Here is an 18,419-nt window from a genome sequence, read left to right as displayed (position 1 = left end):
TTTATGGAAATTACTGCAAAAATGGTAAAAGATTTAAGAGAAATTACTAGCGCTGGAATGATGGAATGTAAAAAGGCACTACAGGAAGTTAGTGGAGATATGGAAAAAGCTATTGAATTTTTAAGAGAAAAAGGATTAGCTAAAGCTGCAAAAAAAGCAAGCAAAGTTGCTGCTGAAGGTTTAATAACTTTAGTTATTGATGAAAACAACACTAAAGCTGCTCTTACTGAAGTAAATTCTCAAACAGATTTCGTTGCAAAGAATGAAAACTTTGTAGCATTAACAAAAAAAATAACAGAACATGTTTTTGATAATGAATTAAAGAATATAGATGAATTAAATGCATCAAATATAGATGGAACTAATTTTGAAGAATTCTTAAAATTACAAATATCATCAATTGGAGAAAATATTGTAGTTAGAAGATTAGCATTTGCTAAAGCTTGTTGTGAAAATAGTATTGTATGTGGATATGTTCACTTTAATAAAAAAGTTGGTGTTATTCTTAAAGCTAACTGTGATAGTAAAGCTACAAAAGATGCTGCAAAAGAATTATTACAAAATATTTGTATGCATATTTCAGCAATGAAACCACAATATTTAAGCTATAAAGATTTAGATGCTGATTTCGTTGAAAAAGAATATTTAGCTCTAAAAGGTTCAATTGAAAAAGAAAATGAAGAATTAGTAAGATTAGGAAAACAATTAAAGAGAATTCCAAAATATGCTTCAATGTCTCAAATTACTGATGAAGTTTTAAAAGCTGAAGAAGAAGAATTAAAAGAAGAATTAAAGAGACAAGGAAAACCGGAAAAAATTTGGGATAAAATTTTACCAGGACAAATCGAAAGATTTATTCAAGACAATACTTTAATTGACCAACAATATGCTTTATTTAGCCAACAATATGTTTTAGATGATAGCAAAACAGTTTTAGACGCTGTTAATGATAAAGCTAAAGAATTAGGTGGAAATATTGAAATAGTAGAATACACTAGATTCGAAGTAGGCGAAGGACTAGAAAAGAAAGAAGAAAACTTTGCTGAAGAAGTTGCTAAACAAATGGGATTATAATATCTTTTAAAGGCAGTGGGTAATAACTGCCTTTTTTAATTATTCTGTATAAAAATTAAAAGGTTATGAATATGATATGAACCCCTAAATCCAGACAAAGGATTTGGGGGTTTTTGAATGTCAAAATATGATATAAGTATAAAAATAAAAGTAATTAAAGAATATGAAAAAAATATTAGTCAATCTGTATTATCAAAAAAATAAGATACCACAAACAACTATTTCAAATTGGATAAAAATGTTTTATGGAGAAATTATTCTTCTTATGAAAAATAAATAGAAGATATAAAAAAGTATATTAAATGATATAATACGAAAAGAATTAAGGAGAATTTAAAAGGAATGTATCCTATTGATTAGATTACATTCCTTTGAATAATTTATTTAACTATTCGTATTTTTGGATTCACCTTAATATTCCTAACCTTTTTTATATTTATCTATAAAATGAACCTTCTTGCCATCCACCTTGTAAGTATATGAAATGAGCAATTATTGATACTAAAACATTTGAAATTGCCATTGCAAGCCATATGCCAGTTGCTCCATAACCAGTGAAATTTTTAAAAATTAAAATTAATGGTAATCTTATTATCCAAAGTCTTATCATGTCAATGAGCATTGAATATTTACTATTTCCAGATCCTTGGAATAATCCTTGATAAACAAAAAACATATTTAACATTACTAGAGTTATTAAAGTGTAGAACATATAACTATCTGCTTGTTTCATAAGTACAGAGTCCTTTGGTGCACTTATGAAGAATGATAAAATTTCGAATCTAAATATAAAGCTTATAAATGCAATTATTATAGACATAATAATAACTATAATTGATGCCTTTTTAAATGTTTCTTTAACTCTTTCAATATTGTGGTTTCCGATATTTTGACCAATTATTGAAGTTATTGCTGAACCTATTCCGCCAGGAGGTATATTTAATAGACCACTTATTCTATTAACCATTCCATATGCTGCAACAGTTTCAGTTCCATAGCTTTGAATGAATGAGTTCATTATTATAAATCCTATTGAACTTCCAACTTGTCCTAAAACAGAAGGTAGAGTAATTCTATAAATTCTTTTTAATATTGATCTTTCCCATTTTATGTATAGAAGACTGTTAAGATTTAATTTAATGAAATCTTTATTAAATCTTAAGTGAATAAATCCAACTACAAACATAATACCTTGAGTTAAAACAGTTGCTAATGCAGCACCTTTTACTCCAATGCCTAAACCTGGTATTGAAGTGAATGGAATTACATCAAATATAAAAATTGGATTTAAAATCATATTCAATATTACACATATAGCACTTATCATTGTTGGAATTGCATTTTTTCCTTGAGCAGACAATACTGAAGAATATATGTAATATAAAAATATAAATGGAATTCCTAAATAACTATATTGCAAGTAAATAATACTATATTTAGCAAGGTCTCCAGTTGCACCCATTAAATTAACAATAAGTTCTGCACTTACAAATCCTAATATCATAAACATAATAGAAAATATTAATGAAATATTTATTAATGTATCTGCATATTTTTGTGCATTAGTATAATCTTTTCTTCCAAGTAATTGTGAAATCAAAGATATTGCAGCAATTGAAAGCCCAATACCTATTGAATTAAATAAAAATACAACTGGCCATGTAAAACTAGTCGAAGCAAATTCTGCTGTACCCAATTTTCCAAGCCAAAAAGCATCAGCCAATGAGTATAATTGTTGGATAAAATTATTTAATATAATAGGAATGGATATTATTGCAATTATTTTGTAGATATTTCCGTGTAAGATCATTTCACTACGTTCTTTTTTCATATAATTCCTCCCTAAAAAATACTCCTTTATTATATTCCACAAAAATTATATAATAAAACAACTTTATTAAAATATATTTATATTATATCATATTTATAATTTTAAGCATAAAAAAATATTGATAAATGTTAAATTTATGATATAATATTATTGGTTGTTTTTTTACAGCTTATTTTTCATATTAAAGATAGTTATGAAAAAAATTAAGGAGGGAATTATGAAAAAATCAAGATTTTTATCTTTGGCACTAGCAGGTTTAATGTTAGTTGGTTGTCAACCAAAAAAAGCTGAAGAAAAGAAAGAAGAAAAGAAAGTAGAAGCTACTAAAACTTTCGAAGGCAAAACATTAAATGTTGTTGCAACATCAGAAAAATACAAAAAACTTTTTGATAAGTTTGCTGAAGAAACTAAAGCTAAAGTTGAGTTTCTTTCAATGTCAAGTGGGGAAGTTATTGCTAAGATTAAAGCAGAAGGTGGAAAACCAAGTGCTGACGTATGGTTCGGTGGTGGAATTGATGCTTTTATGAAAGCAAAAGAAGATGGTCTTTTAGAAATGTATAAACCAGAAGGATTCGATAAAATTAAAGAAGGATTCAAAGATAATGAAGGTTATTGGATTTCTAAAGGTGTAACTGTTGTAGGATTTTTAGTAAATAATAAAATTTTACAAGAAAAAGGACTTGAAATTCCTAAAACTTGGGCAGAAATTGCAGATCCAAAATATAAAGATGAAATAATCATGGCAAATCCTGCTGTATCAGGAACAAGTTATGCAAATGTTAAAGGTCTTATTGACTTATACGGCGAAGAAAAAGCATGGGAATATTTCAAAAAATTAAATGATAATGTTAAATTCTATGGTAAAAGAGGAAAAGATCCTCAAGAAAAAACTGTAGCTGGAGAATTTGGAATTGGTATTATTCCAATTGATAAATCTGCTTTTGATGTTGCTGAAAAAAATAATTTAACAGCAATTTATCCAGAAGATGGATTATGTTGGGTACCAGAAGGTGTTGCTATTTTTAAAAACACTCCAAACCTTGAACTTGCAAAAGCTTTTGAAGATTTTATCTTAAGACCAGAAAATCAACAATTAATTGCTGAACTTGATGGAAAAGATGGAGCTCAAATGGTTATTGATGGTACTAAAGGTTTTGAATTAGGATTACCAAAAGATAAATTCATTAAAGAAGATATTGAAAGTTTTGGAAAACAAAGAGATGCTATCCTTAAGAGATGGGCAGAATTAACACAAGGAAAATAAAAAAATGGGAGAGTAATCTCCCTTTTTAATTAATATAAGTTATGAAAAAATATTTTAAATTTATAGATAGACTTATAATTTTTACTTTAGTTTTTTGTTTATTTACTTTTATTTTATATCCTTTTTTAAAGGTTTTTGTTTCGACATTTTTTTATGATGGTAAATTTACTTTAGAAGGATTTTCTTTTTTAAAAACACAAAGTAAATTATTATATAATTCTATATTTGTAGCTTTTTTTGCTACTATTATTACAACTATTGTTTCTGTTTCTATAGGTATTTTTTGCTTTAGTATTAAAAACAGTATAAAGAGATTAATTTCATTTGTATTAATGATTACGATGATTTCACCACCGTTTGTTTCTTCCCTAGCGTATATAAAACTTTTTGGACGTAGGGGATTTATTACACATGATATTTTTAATTTATCATTAAATGCTTATGGTTCTTTTGGAATTATCTTAATGCAAAGTATTGGATTAATTTCACTTAGTGCTCTTATGATTATTTCAACTCTAGACAGTATAGATAAGGAACAAATTAATAGTGCTAGATCTCTAGGGGCTAAAACTAATAATATAATATTAGATATAATGTTACCACAATTATTGCCAAGTATTAAGGTTGTTGCAATATTAAGTTTTATAAGAAGTATCGCTGACTTTTCAACACCATTAATTATAGGTGGTTCTTTTGAAACATTAGCTTCAAGATCTTACAATGTATTTATTTCTAATGGGAATATAGTTCAAGCTGGAGCAATGAATATAATACTTTGTATTCCTGTTGTTTTTACATTTATTTTTTATATAAAAAATTCAAAAATTGTTTCGAATACAAACTTTGGATCAAATCTTTCAGAGGTCGGAATTGAAAAAAAGGGAACAGTTTTTTATTTAGCTGTTTTTCTATCTTCAATTTTCCTAATTTTATTAGTTTTGCAATATAGTTCAATTATTATTTCTGCATTTACTGATTATTCAAAGGGAAAATTGTATTTTACTTTTGAACATTTTGCTGATATTAGGGATCATATAGATAAAACAGTTTTTAGAAGTATTTATTATTCGTTTATTTCTGCTTTTTTTGGAAGTTTAATTGGTTTACTACTTCAATACTATATTCATATAAGAAAAGTTAAATTTTTAAGGTTCTTTGACTTTATAGCTACAATGCCATATATGTTACCAGGTACATTTTTTGGAATAGGTTATATATTAGCTTTTAATGAATATCCAATTTATATTACAGGGACTGCATTGATTGTTATTTTAAATGTTACTTTTAAACAGTTACCTTTTTCAACAAAAGTTTTTAGTTCAAGTTTAGAAACTATAGATAAGAATCAGATTTTAAGTGCTAAAGATTTAGGTGCTAATGAATTCTTTATTTTTAAAGATGTAATACTATCACATACGAGAAGTAATTTTGTTATAAGTATGATAAATGGATTTAATAGTACTATGACGACAGTAGGTTCAATTATTTTTATTGTATATCCTGCACAGAAAGTTCTGACTTTAGTTATGTTTGACGTTATAAACAGTGGAAAATATAATACAGCATCAGTTTTAGCAATTATTATTATACTTATTTGTTTGATTTTTAGTTTGCTATTTATGTTTATAAATTATATTTTAGATAAATTAGGAGATTTTTATGTTTTTAGAAGTAAAAAATTTAAATAAAACTTATGGCGAAAAAGAAGTGCTAAAAGATGTTAGTTTCTCATTAGATGAAGGAAATATTCTATGTATATTAGGACCTTCAGGTTGTGGAAAAACTACTATTTTAAATTCCATTGGAGGTTTTATTAAAAACAATTCTGGTCAAATTTTTTTAAATGGAGAAGATATAAGCTCTTTAAATCCTGAAGATAGAAATATATCTACAGTTTTTCAATCTTATGGCTTATTTAGCAATAAAAATGTCTTAGAAAATGTTGCTTATGGTTTAAAATTTAGAAATGTAAAAAAACAAGATAGAATTAATAAATCACTAGAAATTCTTAAGATTGTTGGTCTAGAAGGTTATGAATATAGAAAAGTTCATGAACTCTCTGGAGGTCAAAGACAAAGAGTTGCATTAGCTAGAAGTCTAGTCATAAGTCCACGACTTATTTTACTTGATGAACCGTTTTCAAATCTTGATAAAAATCTAAGAATTACAATGAGAAATGAAATTAAGAAATTAGTAAAATATTTTAAAATGACTACAATACTTGTTACACATGATCAAGAAGATGCTTTCATTATGGCTGACAGAGTTATTTTGATGAATGAAGGTAAAATTATTCAAAATTCTACTGTTACAGAATTATACAATTCTCCTAATAGTGAATTTTCTCTATCTTTTATTGGTAACTCAAACAAACTAGATAACAATTATTTTATAAGGCCAGAAAAAATTAATATAGTTGATTATAAAACAGATAATTTTGCAGAAATTATTTCTAAACAGTTTAGAGGATCTTTTATTGAATATCAACTAAAATTGGATAATAATTCCAATATTTTAAAAGTTATAGAGTTAAATACAGGTAAAGAAAAAAGAATTGGAGACAATGTTTACATTGAATATGAATTACAAAAACTTTCAAATTAATTGAAAGTTTTTTTATTTAATCTAGATAATAATCAAATGTTGAATTTTAGTTAATATTATATTATAATTATTATGTATAATATTAAAATTAGGAAGATGTGATTTTATGTGGTTTGATAAATTATTTTTTCTTTTATCTACAATTAGGATATCAGATGTTTTAGATATATTTATAGTTAGTTTTATGTTCTATAAGTTATTTGTTTTAATTAGAGGAACTAGAGCAACACAACTTATAAAAGGTATATTATTTATTTTTATCGCTTCTAAACTAAGCGAATTTTTTAAGCTTTATACTATAAGCTGGATTTTAAATAATGCTGTTACTGTAGGATTTATAGCTATACTAATAGTATTTCAACCAGAACTTAGAAGGATTTTGGAACATATTGGTAATAATAAGCTTTTAAAGCCAGTTAATTTTGAGGTAGCAACAGGAAATGCAAAAGGAATAGAAGAACTTGTAAAAGCAACTTATTCCTTAGCAGATAAAAAAATTGGTGCTTTAATGGTTTTAGAAAGAAAGACAGGTCTTAGAGATATAATTGAAACAGGTATTTTGTTAAATTCTGATATATCTTACGAATTATTAATGAATATATTTATTCCAAATACTCCTTTACATGATGGAGCTGTTGTTATAAGTCATGATCATATTATTGCAGCATCTTGTTTTTTACCACTAACTGATAGTAAGGAAATTTCAATGGAACTTGGAACAAGGCATAGAGCTGGGATAGGGATATCAGAAAAATCTGATGCAATTGTTATTGTTGTTAGTGAAGAAACTGGTCATGTTTCTATCTGTGAAAAATCATCAATAAATAGAAATGTTTCAAAAGAATTCTTATTAAATTATTTAGTTGAAAATTTTGTAGTTGAAGAAAAAACAACTAATTCATTTAAAGAAATGATTCAAAGTTTATTTGAGACTAAAGAAATTGTAAATAAAGAAGAAATAAAACAAGAAGTTAAGAAAGAAATAATGGAAGATATAAAAGAAGAAGTTAATGAAATAGTTGAAAATCAAGGTGATAAAGTTGTTAAATAATATAAATTTTAAAAAAATTGTAGAATCAATCAAGAAAGATTTTAAATTAAAATTAATTTCATTTGCTGTTGGAGTTGTAATGTGGTTTCTTGTTATTGGAGGAGTAAATCCAGTGGTAACAAGACACTTTTATGATGTTCCTATTAGTTTTAAAAATCAATCAGTTTTAGAATCAAAAAAACTTGTAAGAATTAGTCCTGAAAATCCAACAGTAACAGTTACTATTACAGGGAAAAGAAGTGATGTTTATTCTGTAAATAAAAGCGATATTGTTGCGGAAGTTAACTTACAAAATGCAACAACATCTGGAGCTCATAGAATTTCTATAAATTTTAAAGTTCCATACAATGTACAATTTAAATCCTCTTCTGAAAGTGATTTATTAGTAACTTTAGATGAAGAAATTAGTAAGACATTTAAAGTAGAAGTTGAAACAGTTGGTCAGATAAAAAATAAAAATCAGGTTATCTCAAAGAAGGAACCGGCTGATACTGAAGTTATTGTTAGTGGACCTGTATCTTATGTAAATAAAGTAAAGAAAGTTCTTGGAGTTGTAGATGTAACGAATAAGGATAGTGATGAAGTTGTATTAACAAAAATTATTCCTGTTGATGAAACTAATCAAGAAGTAAAAAAAGTTAGTATTAGTAAGACAGATACGAATGTTTCCATAGGATTTAGAAACTTTAAAGAAGTTCCACTTAAATTAATAGAGATTAATTCTCCTCATAGTGATGTAAGAATTACGAAGAAAAATATTGTGCCGAATACAGTTTCTATTGTTGGAAATTTATCTAGTTTAGAACAAATTTCTGAAATTCAGACTAAGCCTTTTGATCTATCTCAAATAAAAGAATCTGGATCGTTTAGTGTTGGATTAGAATTACCTACTGATATAGCATTAGTTAACAACGATTTAAAGATAGTTGTTAATATTGATGTTGATAAAAAGATTGAAAAAGTATTAGAAGTAGATACATCAAAATTAGCAATTGAAAACGAATCTGGCAGAGATATTATTTTAAGAGGTTTGGTAGGCAAAGTCAAAGTTACAGTTAAAGGATATGAGTCTGATTTAGCTAATTTTGGATCAGATAATCTAGAACTTTATGTTTCTGTAAAAAAAGAAGATATTGGTAAAAATGTTCAGATTAAAGCTAAGAATATAGATAATATTGAAATTGTAAGAATTTCAAATGATATTGTTCAAGCTGTTGGAAAATAATTTTAATTAAGCAATGGTAATTCCATTGCTTTTTTATAGATGTTAATGAGGGTAAATATGGATTTATTAAAAGGTTTAAATAATAAGCAATTGGAGGCTGTTGAACATTTTGGTTCTCCACTATTAGTTCTAGCAGGTGCTGGGAGTGGAAAAACAAAAGTACTAACAACAAAAATTGCTTATGCAGTTTTAGAAAAAAATGTTAGTGAATATGAAATCTTAGCTATTACATTTACAAATAAAGCTGGAAAAGAGATGAAAGAAAGAATAGAAAATATTTTTAATAGAGATATTTCTAATATGTGGATTGGAACATTTCATTCAATCTGTTCTAAAATTTTAAGATTTAATATAGAAAAAATAGGTTATTCAAATAATTTTACAATTTATGATAGAGATGATCAAAAATTAGTTTTAAAAGAAATTTTTAAACAAAATCCAACATGGGAAACTGTACTAGGAGAATATAAAAATGCCGTTATTGGAATGATTAGTGATGCTAAAGCAAAAAATGTAAAACCTAATGAATTTTCAAAATATTTTTCTTTTGGAAACAATACTGATGTGGTAGAAAAAATTTATAAGAAATATGAAGAAATTTTGACTAAAAATAATGCATTAGATTTTGATGATCTAATTTTTAAAACTATTGAGCTGTTTAAAAAATCTCCAGAAGTATTAGAATATTACTCAGAAAAATTTAAATATATATATGTTGACGAGTATCAAGATACTAATGATGCTCAATACGAAATAATAAAACTTTTAGCTTCAAAGTATAAAAATGTTTGTGCAGTGGGAGATATAGATCAATCAATATATGGGTGGAGAGGTGCAAATATTTCAAATATATTAAATTTTGAAAACGACTTTCCAAACTCAAAAATAATATTACTTGAAGAAAATTACCGTTCAACACAGAAAATATTAGATTGTGCAAATGAGCTTATAAAAAATAATATAAATAGAAAAGATAAAAATCTTTGGACAAAAAAAGAGGGTGGTGACGAGATAGTATATAAAAGTTACCAAAATGAAAACTATGAAGCTATTGAAGTTGCACAAAATATATCGAAGTTAATATTCGAAGGTTATAATTTATCTGATATTGCTATTCTGTATCGTGCAAATTTTCAATCTTTTGCTATTGAAAATGCTCTAAGGAAAAATTCTATTGCCTATAAAATGGTTGGTGGCCTTAAATTTTACGATAGAAAAGAAATTAAAGATATACTAGCTTATCTTAAGTTAATAGCTAATCCTAAAGATGATAATGCTTTTAGAAGGATAATTAACTATCCAAAACGTTCTATAGGTAATGTTAGTTTACAAAAACTTGAAGATTTTTGCTATTCAGAAAATATAAGTCTTTTTGATGGGCTTTTTAGAAATGAATTTCTAGAATCTATAAGTAATAAATTAAGAGTAGAATTTGAAAATTTTAGAGATTTAATTTTTGGATTTATTACTTGTGTTGATGATACAGATGTTGAAACTTTAGTGAAGGAACTTTTAGATTCTATTAAGTTTTTTGAGTATTTAAGAGAAAATGAAAGTAAAGAATATGAAAAAAAATCTGAAAATATTGGCTTATTTTTAGAAGAGATATCAAATAATTATAAAGAGGTTAAACTATTAGAATATCTTGAAACAAATAGCCTTTTATCTGATATTGATAAGACTGAAGATTCGGATGAAACAGTAACATTAACAACTATTCATTCTGCAAAAGGGCTAGAATATAGAGTAGTTTTTATAATAGGAATGAATGAAGGAATATTTCCTAGTGAAAGATCAATAAAAGAAAGAGATGATGGACTTGAAGAGGAAAGAAGACTTTTTTATGTTGCTATTACTAGAGCTAAGGAAAAATTATTCATATCATCAACAAAGAGCATGACTATGTATGGAAAATTAAATCTTTATAGGGTTTCAAGTTTTGTTGATGAAATAATAAATTATGTAGATGATAAGACAATTAATCTTGATTTTAATTTTGATGAAGAAAGAGTTGCTACTTCTAAGATTAGAAATGATGCTTATACAGATTACTCTAGAACTTATGTATCAAATTCAGATATAGGAAGAACAAAATTAGATAAACCGTTAAATCACTATGAAAAAACTAATAAGACAGTTTCTAAGGATTTATATAAAGTTGGAGAAAAAATCATGCATGAAAAGTATGGTTTAGGAACTGTAATTAAATGTGACAAAGCTGGTTCAAAAGTAATGCTTATGGTAGCATTTGATGGTGAAGGAATAAAACTATTTGACCTAAAAAAGGATAAACGTATAAAGAGGGTTTAATTATGGATAAAATGAAAAATATTGTTGAAAAATTAAATCTGTGGGCTTATCAGTATTATACATTGGATGATCCTATCGTAAGTGATGCAGAATATGATAAATTATATGATGAACTTTTAAAAATGGAAAAAGAAACAGGTATAGTTTTACCAAATTCACCTACACAAAGAGTTGGTGGTGAAGTTTTGGAAAAATTTGAAAAACATACACATTTAAAAGAGTTATATAGTTTGCAAAAGGCTCAAAGTTTTGAAGAACTTGAGGAGTTTCATAATAGGTGTACTAAACTATTGAATGAATATAACTCCATAAATAATACTAACAAAACTTTAGAGTATTTTGTTGAGTTTAAATTTGATGGGTTAACAATTAATTTAACATATAATAATGGTGTTTTAGTATCAGCGTCAACTAGAGGTAATGGTGTTTATGGAGAAGAAGTTTTTGAACAAGTAAAAACTATAAAGAGCATTCCTCTTGAAATTGAGTACAAGGGTTTGGTTGAAATTCAAGGAGAGGCTATTATGCCTCTTTCGGCACTTTCTAAATATAATGAAACCGCTGAAGTTCCTTTGAAAAATGCCAGAAACGCTGCAGCTGGAGCAATTAGAAATCTTGATCCTAAAAAGACAGCTAGCAGAAACTTAGATGCGTTTATATATAATGTTGGTTTTAAATCTGATTATCAATTTAAGACTCAAGAAGAAATGATATCCTTTTTAAGACAAAATAAATTTAAAGTAAATGAATATGAAAAAAAATGTTCTAATATTCAAGAAATTAAAGATAAAATAAATGAGATAGAAGTTTTAAGAAAAGAAGTTGACTATTTAACAGATGGTGTTGTAATAAAAGTTAATGATTTTGAGCTGAGAGATTTTTTTGGATATACAAATAAATTTCCTAGATTTGCTATAGCTTATAAGTTTGAAGCAGAAGAATATACAACAATATTAAAAGAAGTAGTATGGAATGTTGGTAGAACTGGGAAAGTTACTCCAACGGCAATCTTAGAGCCAGTTGAAATTGGTGATGTAACTGTTCAAAGAGCAACGTTAAATAATTATGATGATATTTTAAGAAAGAAAGTAAAAATAAATTCTAGAGTATTAATTAGACGTTCAAATGATGTGATTCCAGAAATTCTTGGAACTATGGATGAAGATAATGGAAATGAGATAGAAATTAAAATGCCAACACATTGTCCTTATTGTAAGAGTGAATTAATTAGAGATGGAGTACATTTTTTCTGTACAAATACTTTAGCATGCACACCACAGTTAACATCTTCACTTGTTCATTTTTCAAGCAAAAATGCAATGAATATCGAAGGACTAAGCGAAAAAACTATTGAACTACTATATGACAAATTGGGAGTGGATAAAGTTTATAAAATATATGATTTAAAATATGATGAACTTATTACTCTAGAAAAATTTAAGGATAAGAAAGTTAATAATTTATTAAACTCAATAGAAGAGAGTAAAAATGTAAATTTTGAGAACTTTATCTATGCGCTTGGAATTAAAAATGTTGGTGTAAAAACTGCAAAAGATTTGGCAAAAAAATATATAATTTTAGATAATTTAAAAGATGCTACGATAGATGAACTTTTACAAATTAATGATATTGGTGAAATTGTTGCAAATTCTATTTATGAATTTTTAAACGATGAATATAGCAAAGATGCTTTAAATAAATTGCTTGAAAAAGGAATTAATATAATACCATATGAAGAAGTGTCAAAAACAGAATTTACTGATAAAAAAATTGTAATTACTGGTACGTTTGAAAATTATAAGAGGAAAGATTTAGAAGATATTTTTTCGCAAAAAGGACTTATAGTTCAATCTGCCGTAGCCAAATCAACTGATTTTTTAGTTGTTGGAGAAAAAGCTGGATCAAAATTAAAAAAAGCACAAGAGCTTGGAATAGATATAATCGATGAGAAAAACCTTGATAGTTTTATAAAAAAAATTTAATATGATTAACATAAGTACTTGCAAAGATAAGTGTAGTGTGGTATAATACTTGTGTTAAATATGAGTTTGTAAAAGGAGGTAAGAAAATGTCAAAAAGATGTGCAATTTGCGATAAAACAAAATTATTTGGAAATAAAGTAACTTTCTCAAATAGAAAAAGCAGTAGATCATGGGGAGCAAACATCAGAAAAGTCAGAGTTGTTGTTGACGGTTCTGTAAAGAGAATTAATGTTTGTACAACATGTTTAAAGAGTGGTTTTGTTGAAAGACCTTCATTTACTTCAGCTGAATAATAAAACAATAAATTTTTAGGGAGATGATTATCTCCCTATTTTTTTATATATATTTTTTATAAAAATTTCTCATGAGAAATTTCTTGTGATGATATATAACGTGATTTTACATTTTAATAATATTCTTTTAAATGTAAAAAATCAAAAATATTTTTAAAAATATTTGACTAAATGCAAAAAATAATTTATACTTATAAGTGGTAAATTATTAGATTCAAGGTAGTGATTTTATAAAAATAGCAGTTATTGGTGCTGGAGCATCAGGAATAATGAGTGCAATTTTTTCAAAAACTGAAAATACTGAAGTTTTTTTATTTGATGGTAATGAAAAAATTGGAAAAAAAATATATATTTCCGGTAAAGGAAGATGTAATATAACAAACTCAAAAGAGATTTATGAGTTTTTTGATGAAATTAATAGTAATAAAAATTTTTTATATAGTAGTTTATATTCATTTACTAATGAAGATATACTTAAATTTTTTAAAGACAATGGCTTAGAAACAAAGGTTGAAAGAGGAGGAAGGGTTTTTCCAATTTCTGATAAATCTAGTGATGTAAATAAAGCCTTAGAAAATGCGTTAAACTCAAAAGGTGTAAATGTAATTTTGAATACTGAAATTGAGGATGTAAAACTTGTTGGAGAAAAATTTAAATTAGTTTGTAATAAAGATTATGGTCTTTTCGATAAAGTTGTATTTGCAACTGGAGGAAAATCTTATCCATTTACTGGTTCTAGAGGTAAAGGTCATGAAATTTTAAACAGATTAGGTCATACGATAACTGATTTAAAAGCAGGACTGGTAGGTATAGATGTAAAAGAAAAAATTAGAAAATATTCAGGTGTTAGTTTAAAATTTGTAGATTTTAAGATATATAATTCAAATCATAAACTAATTCATTCAGAATTTGGTGAATTGCTTTTTACACATACTGGTTTTAGTGGACCAATTGTTTTAAAGTCAAGTAAGTATTTTGATAATTCAAAAGATTTTATTGTTTCTATTGATTTAAAACCTAAGATTAATCATCATACTTTAGATCAAAGATTACTTAGAGAATTTGATCAAAATAAGAATAAGTGTTTAAAAAATGTATTATCTAATGTATTAATTGGTGCAATGGTTGAGCTAGTACTAGAAAAATCTGGTGTTAATGGTGAAATTAGTGTAAATCAACTAAGCAAAGATGATAGAAAGAAATTAGTAGAAACAATTAAAAATTTAGAATTTAATTTTAATAGTTTAAGGCCTTTAAGTGAAGCTATAATAACAATTGGGGGAGTTTCAGTTAAAGAAGTCAACTCATCAACTATGGAGAGTAAACTAATTAAAAATTTATATATTGTAGGGGAACTTTTAGATGTTGATGCAAATACTGGTGGGTATAACCTAACAATTGCTTTTTCAACTGGACATTTAGCAGGAGTTTCTTGTATAGAAGGAGAGTAAATATGGATTATATTATAGCAATAGATGGACCATCAGGTGTTGGAAAGAGTACAATAGCAAAAAAACTTTCTAAGATATTAAAAATTAATTATATTGATACTGGAGCTATGTATAGAGCTATTGCATACAAGGTTATTTCTAATAATATTTCTTTAGATGATCATGATAAGATTAAGAAGATACTTGAAGATACTGATTTCACTTATAAATCTAATTATCTTTATGTAGATGGAGTAAAGCTTGGTAAAGAAATTAGAACTGATGAAATTTCTAAGGGAGCATCACTTGTTTCAAGTTATGATTATGTAAGAAATCATTTAGTTTCACTTCAAAGAAAAATTGGGATGGAAGGAAGCTGTGTATTAGATGGTAGAGATGTCGGTACAGTAATTTTTCCTAATGCAGATTTTAAATTTTATTTAACTGCATCTTCAAAAGAAAGAGCAAAAAGAAGATTTTTACAAAGTGAAAGAAAAAAAGGTCTTAATTTAGAGCAAGTCAGAGAAAGTATTGAAAAAAGAGATTTTGATGATATGAATAGATCTGCTTCTCCTTTAAAAAAGGCAAAAGATGCAATTGAAATAGATTCTACAGATAAGACTTTAAAAGAAACAATTTTAGAATTTTTATCATATATAAGAGGCGAAAATAATGTATAGGTTTTTAGTTTCAATAGTTTCTGTTTTAGTTAAACTTATTTATAGGGTTAAAATTAATGGAATTGAAAATTTAAAAGATGATCAACCTTTTATAATTAGTGCAAATCATATTCATATTTTTGATCCGGTTATCCTAGCAACATTAACTAAGAGACAAATATTTTTTCTTTCAAAAAAAGAACTTTTTGAAAAAAAATTATTTGCTAAGTTTTTTGGGAAGTTGGGAGTAATTCCTATAGATAGAGATAATACTGATATAAAAGCTATAAAATCTTGTTTTAGAGTCATTAGAGCTGGAAATATTCTTGGTATATTTCCAGAAGGAACTAGAGTTAAAACAGTTGATATAAATAATATGAAAAAGGGAGTAGCACTTATTGCTTTAAAAAATAAAGTTAATATTTTACCAATTCATATAGAAGGTACCTATAGAATTTTCTCTAAAATAACTGTTGATATATATCCTATGATTGAAATTAATAATTTTGAAAATATGGAAGATTCGGAGGCAATTGATAAATTAACAGAAGAATTATTCAATCAAATTTATCAAGTAAAATATGGAAATACTAATAGCTAATAATGCTGGTTTTTGTTTTGGAGTTAAAAGAGCTGTAAAATTAGCTGAAAAAACTTTAAATGAAAATAAAAATAATGAAAAGGTGTATTCTTATGGTGAGTTAATTCATAATCCTCAAGTTGTTCAAAAATTTGATAAAAAAGGACTTAAGATTATTAATGACTATGAAAAAGAGAATAAAGGAACTATAGTTTTACGTTCTCATGGAATACATCCAAGTATTAAGGAAAAAATGATAAACTTAGGACATAAATGTATTGACTGTACATGTCCAGTTTTATTAAATATATACAGAAAAATTGAAAAAAAAGTAAAAGATGGTTATGAAATTATTATTATTGGAGATGAAAATCATCCAGAAATAAAAGCAATGGTTGGCTATTGTGGTGATAAATATTGTGTAATTAATACCAAAGAAGAAGCTGAAATGATAAAAAATAAAAAAAATTTATATATTATTTCACAAACGACAAATTTAGTAGAGAAATTTTTTCAATTTTCTGATATAATAAAAGATAGAAATGAAAATGTTATAATTGAAAATACAATTTGTGATGCAACTTCAAAAAGACAAAATTCTTGCGAAGAAATTTCTAAAAAAGTAGATTGTATGATAGTTATTGGGGGATACAGTAGCTCAAATACAAATAAGCTTTATGAAGTAGCTAAAAAGCATTGTAAAAATGTATATCGAATTGAGACATTTTTAGATTTACCATTGAAAGATATGGTAAAATATAAGAAAATAGGATTAACCGCCGGCGCTTCAACTCCGGATTGGTTAATAGAGGAGGTAGTTGAAGGTATGGAAATTTTAAGCAAGGATGAATTTATGGAACAAATAGAAGGGAGTATTAAGAAAATTTATCCAAGAGACATAGTGAAAGGTACTATAATTTATGTTACTGAAACTGAAGTTATGGTAAATATAGGTTATAGAAGTGATGGGATTATTAAACTTGATGAGTTATCTTCTGACATTACTAAAAAACCTAAGGATTTATTCCATGAAGGTCAAGAAATTGATGTTTATGTAATTAAACTTGATGACGGAGAAGGTAATGTTGTTTTATCAACTAAAAGAGTTGAATCTCTAAAAGATTGGCAAAATCTTGTTGAAAAATTCAACAATAAAGAGTTGGTAGAAGCTGAAGTAGTAAAAGAAGTTAAAGGAGGCCTATTAGCTACTGTTGATGGTATTAATGCTTTTATTCCTGCAAGTCATATTACAACTAGCTTCGTAAAAGATTTTACACCATATATTGGAAAGAAAATTGAATGTGAAATAATCAGTTTAGATGAAAGAAAGAAAAAAGTTGTTCTTTCAAGAAGAGAAGTTGAACAAAAAGAGCTTAATGAAAAATTAGATTTAGCTTGGAGCAAATTATCTGTTGATGATGTTTTAACAGGAACTGTTAGAAAATTAACTGACTTTGGTGCATTTGTTAATTTAGGAGATGTTGATGGATTAATTCATGTATCAGATATATCTTGGAATAGAATTAAGAAACCTTCTGATATTTTATCTGTAGGAGATGAAGTTGAAGTAGTTGTATTAAAATTAAATAGAGAAAGAAATAGAATTTCTTTAGGATTAAAACAATTGACAAAGAAACCTTTTGAATTATTCTTAGAAAATAATGCAGTTGGTGATGTTGTATCAGGAACAGTAATTAATTTAGTTGATTTTGGTGCATTTGTTAAATTAAAAGAAAATGTTGAAGGATTAGTTCATATTTCTCAAATTTCTTATGATCATATTGAAAAAGCAGCTGATGTTTTAAATATTGGAGATGAAGTTGAAGTTAAAATAATTAATATTGATGAAGAAAATCAAAAAATTTCTTTATCTATTAAAGAGCTTCTTGAAAAACCAGTAGTAGAAGTTGTAGAAGAAGAACAAGAAGAAGTTGTTATAGAAGAAGAACAAGAACAAGCAAAATTTGAAAATCAAGAATTAGACAATTCAATTGGAGCATTACTTGATATAGAATTATAAAAATTTAAAATATTTTAAAAGCTATCGTTAAATCGGTAGCTTTTTTATTATTGTGAAACAACATGGTTCCCGAGAACTAATCCGATGTGAAGCATC

At 26.2% G+C, this 18,419-nt stretch carries 14 protein-coding genes; 13 read left to right on the top strand and 1 reads right to left on the bottom strand.

Annotation, left to right across the window (positions count from 1 at the left end; genetic code table 11):
- The first annotated feature begins 3 nt into the window (after nucleotides 1-3).
- A complete protein-coding gene (gene tsf, locus ACLGL0_RS01800; RefSeq protein ID WP_314558103.1) occupies nucleotides 4-1,074 on the top strand; it encodes a translation elongation factor Ts in 1,071 nt (356 codons plus the stop codon).
- Nucleotides 1,075-1,510: 436 nt separating this feature from the next.
- Here tsf and ACLGL0_RS01795 read toward each other — a convergent pair whose 3' ends face one another.
- Nucleotides 1,511-2,905 carry an MATE family efflux transporter gene (locus ACLGL0_RS01795; protein WP_411013398.1) on the bottom strand — a complete coding sequence of 465 codons (1,395 nt, stop codon included), beginning with the start codon at nucleotides 2,903-2,905 and terminating at the stop codon, nucleotides 1,511-1,513.
- A 217-nt stretch (nucleotides 2,906-3,122) separates the two neighbouring features.
- Here ACLGL0_RS01795 and ACLGL0_RS01790 point away from each other — a divergent pair, with 217 nt between their 5' ends.
- The 12 genes from ACLGL0_RS01790 to ACLGL0_RS01735 all read left to right on the top strand — a co-directional run bounded on the left by ACLGL0_RS01790 (nucleotide 3,123) and on the right by ACLGL0_RS01735 (nucleotide 18,323).
- Nucleotides 3,123-4,169, top strand: a complete 1,047-nt coding sequence (locus tag ACLGL0_RS01790; protein ID WP_233055694.1) for an ABC transporter substrate-binding protein — start codon at nucleotides 3,123-3,125, stop codon at nucleotides 4,167-4,169.
- 41 nt (nucleotides 4,170-4,210) lie between these two features.
- Entirely contained in the window at nucleotides 4,211-5,857 is a 1,647-nt protein-coding gene (locus ACLGL0_RS01785; protein WP_411013397.1) for an ABC transporter permease, read from the top strand.
- Nucleotides 5,829-6,773, top strand: coding sequence for an ABC transporter ATP-binding protein (locus tag ACLGL0_RS01780; RefSeq protein WP_314558099.1), 945 nt, complete (start codon nucleotides 5,829-5,831; stop codon nucleotides 6,771-6,773). The genes ACLGL0_RS01785 and ACLGL0_RS01780 overlap by 29 nt, the downstream gene beginning before the upstream one ends.
- 106 nt (nucleotides 6,774-6,879) lie before the next feature.
- Entirely contained in the window at nucleotides 6,880-7,824 is a 945-nt protein-coding gene (gene cdaA, locus ACLGL0_RS01775) for a diadenylate cyclase CdaA (protein WP_314558098.1), read from the top strand.
- Nucleotides 7,805-9,049 carry a CdaR family protein gene (locus ACLGL0_RS01770; protein ID WP_411013396.1) on the top strand — a complete coding sequence of 415 codons (1,245 nt, stop codon included), beginning with the start codon at nucleotides 7,805-7,807 and terminating at the stop codon, nucleotides 9,047-9,049. Before cdaA ends, ACLGL0_RS01770 begins: the two co-directional genes overlap by 20 nt.
- Before the next feature lie 57 nt (nucleotides 9,050-9,106).
- The gene (locus tag ACLGL0_RS01765) at nucleotides 9,107-11,359 is read left to right on the top strand and encodes an ATP-dependent helicase (protein WP_411013395.1); all 2,253 of its coding nucleotides are present in this window, start codon (nucleotides 9,107-9,109) and stop codon (nucleotides 11,357-11,359) included.
- A gap of 2 nt (nucleotides 11,360-11,361) precedes the next feature.
- Nucleotides 11,362-13,341, top strand: coding sequence for an NAD-dependent DNA ligase LigA (ligA, locus tag ACLGL0_RS01760; RefSeq protein WP_411013394.1), 1,980 nt, complete (start codon nucleotides 11,362-11,364; stop codon nucleotides 13,339-13,341).
- An 86-nt stretch (nucleotides 13,342-13,427) separates the two neighbouring features.
- A complete protein-coding gene (rpmB, locus tag ACLGL0_RS01755) occupies nucleotides 13,428-13,634 on the top strand; it encodes a 50S ribosomal protein L28 (protein WP_009448982.1) in 207 nt (68 codons plus the stop codon).
- Between the two features lie 212 nt (nucleotides 13,635-13,846).
- A complete protein-coding gene (locus ACLGL0_RS01750) occupies nucleotides 13,847-15,085 on the top strand; it encodes a BaiN/RdsA family NAD(P)/FAD-dependent oxidoreductase (protein WP_411013471.1) in 1,239 nt (412 codons plus the stop codon).
- Between the two features lie 2 nt (nucleotides 15,086-15,087).
- On the top strand, nucleotides 15,088-15,744 hold the full coding sequence (cmk, locus tag ACLGL0_RS01745) for a (d)CMP kinase (RefSeq protein ID WP_411013393.1): 657 nt from the start codon (nucleotides 15,088-15,090) through the stop codon (nucleotides 15,742-15,744).
- Nucleotides 15,737-16,324 carry a lysophospholipid acyltransferase family protein gene (locus ACLGL0_RS01740; RefSeq protein WP_347714112.1) on the top strand — a complete coding sequence of 196 codons (588 nt, stop codon included), beginning with the start codon at nucleotides 15,737-15,739 and terminating at the stop codon, nucleotides 16,322-16,324. The genes cmk and ACLGL0_RS01740 overlap by 8 nt, the downstream gene beginning before the upstream one ends.
- On the top strand, nucleotides 16,305-18,323 hold the full coding sequence (locus ACLGL0_RS01735) for a bifunctional 4-hydroxy-3-methylbut-2-enyl diphosphate reductase/30S ribosomal protein S1 (protein ID WP_411013392.1): 2,019 nt from the start codon (nucleotides 16,305-16,307) through the stop codon (nucleotides 18,321-18,323). Before ACLGL0_RS01740 ends, ACLGL0_RS01735 begins: the two co-directional genes overlap by 20 nt.
- The last annotated feature ends 96 nt before the right edge of the window (nucleotides 18,324-18,419 follow it).

Origin of the sequence: Parvimonas pharyngis, assembly GCF_046569675.1 — a bacterium.
Classification (GTDB): Bacteria; Bacillota; Clostridia; order Tissierellales; family Peptoniphilaceae; genus Parvimonas.
The sequence above is the reverse complement of the archived record's forward strand: the minus strand, read 5'-3'. Positions and strand labels throughout refer to the sequence as shown.

Coding starts and splice junctions, on each gene's coding strand:
- tsf (WP_314558103.1), top strand. CDS start 4: ATGGAAATTACTGCAAAAATGGTAAAAGATTTAAGAGAAATTACTAGC.
- ACLGL0_RS01795 (WP_411013398.1), bottom strand. CDS start 2,905: ATGAAAAAAGAACGTAGTGAAATGATCTTACACGGAAATATCTACAAA.
- ACLGL0_RS01790 (WP_233055694.1), top strand. CDS start 3,123: ATGAAAAAATCAAGATTTTTATCTTTGGCACTAGCAGGTTTAATGTTA.
- ACLGL0_RS01785 (WP_411013397.1), top strand. CDS start 4,211: ATGAAAAAATATTTTAAATTTATAGATAGACTTATAATTTTTACTTTA.
- ACLGL0_RS01780 (WP_314558099.1), top strand. CDS start 5,829: ATGTTTTTAGAAGTAAAAAATTTAAATAAAACTTATGGCGAAAAAGAA.
- cdaA (WP_314558098.1), top strand. CDS start 6,880: ATGTGGTTTGATAAATTATTTTTTCTTTTATCTACAATTAGGATATCA.
- ACLGL0_RS01765 (WP_411013395.1), top strand. CDS start 9,107: ATGGATTTATTAAAAGGTTTAAATAATAAGCAATTGGAGGCTGTTGAA.
- ligA (WP_411013394.1), top strand. CDS start 11,362: ATGGATAAAATGAAAAATATTGTTGAAAAATTAAATCTGTGGGCTTAT.
- rpmB (WP_009448982.1), top strand. CDS start 13,428: ATGTCAAAAAGATGTGCAATTTGCGATAAAACAAAATTATTTGGAAAT.
- cmk (WP_411013393.1), top strand. CDS start 15,088: ATGGATTATATTATAGCAATAGATGGACCATCAGGTGTTGGAAAGAGT.
- ACLGL0_RS01740 (WP_347714112.1), top strand. CDS start 15,737: ATGTATAGGTTTTTAGTTTCAATAGTTTCTGTTTTAGTTAAACTTATT.
- ACLGL0_RS01735 (WP_411013392.1), top strand. CDS start 16,305: ATGGAAATACTAATAGCTAATAATGCTGGTTTTTGTTTTGGAGTTAAA.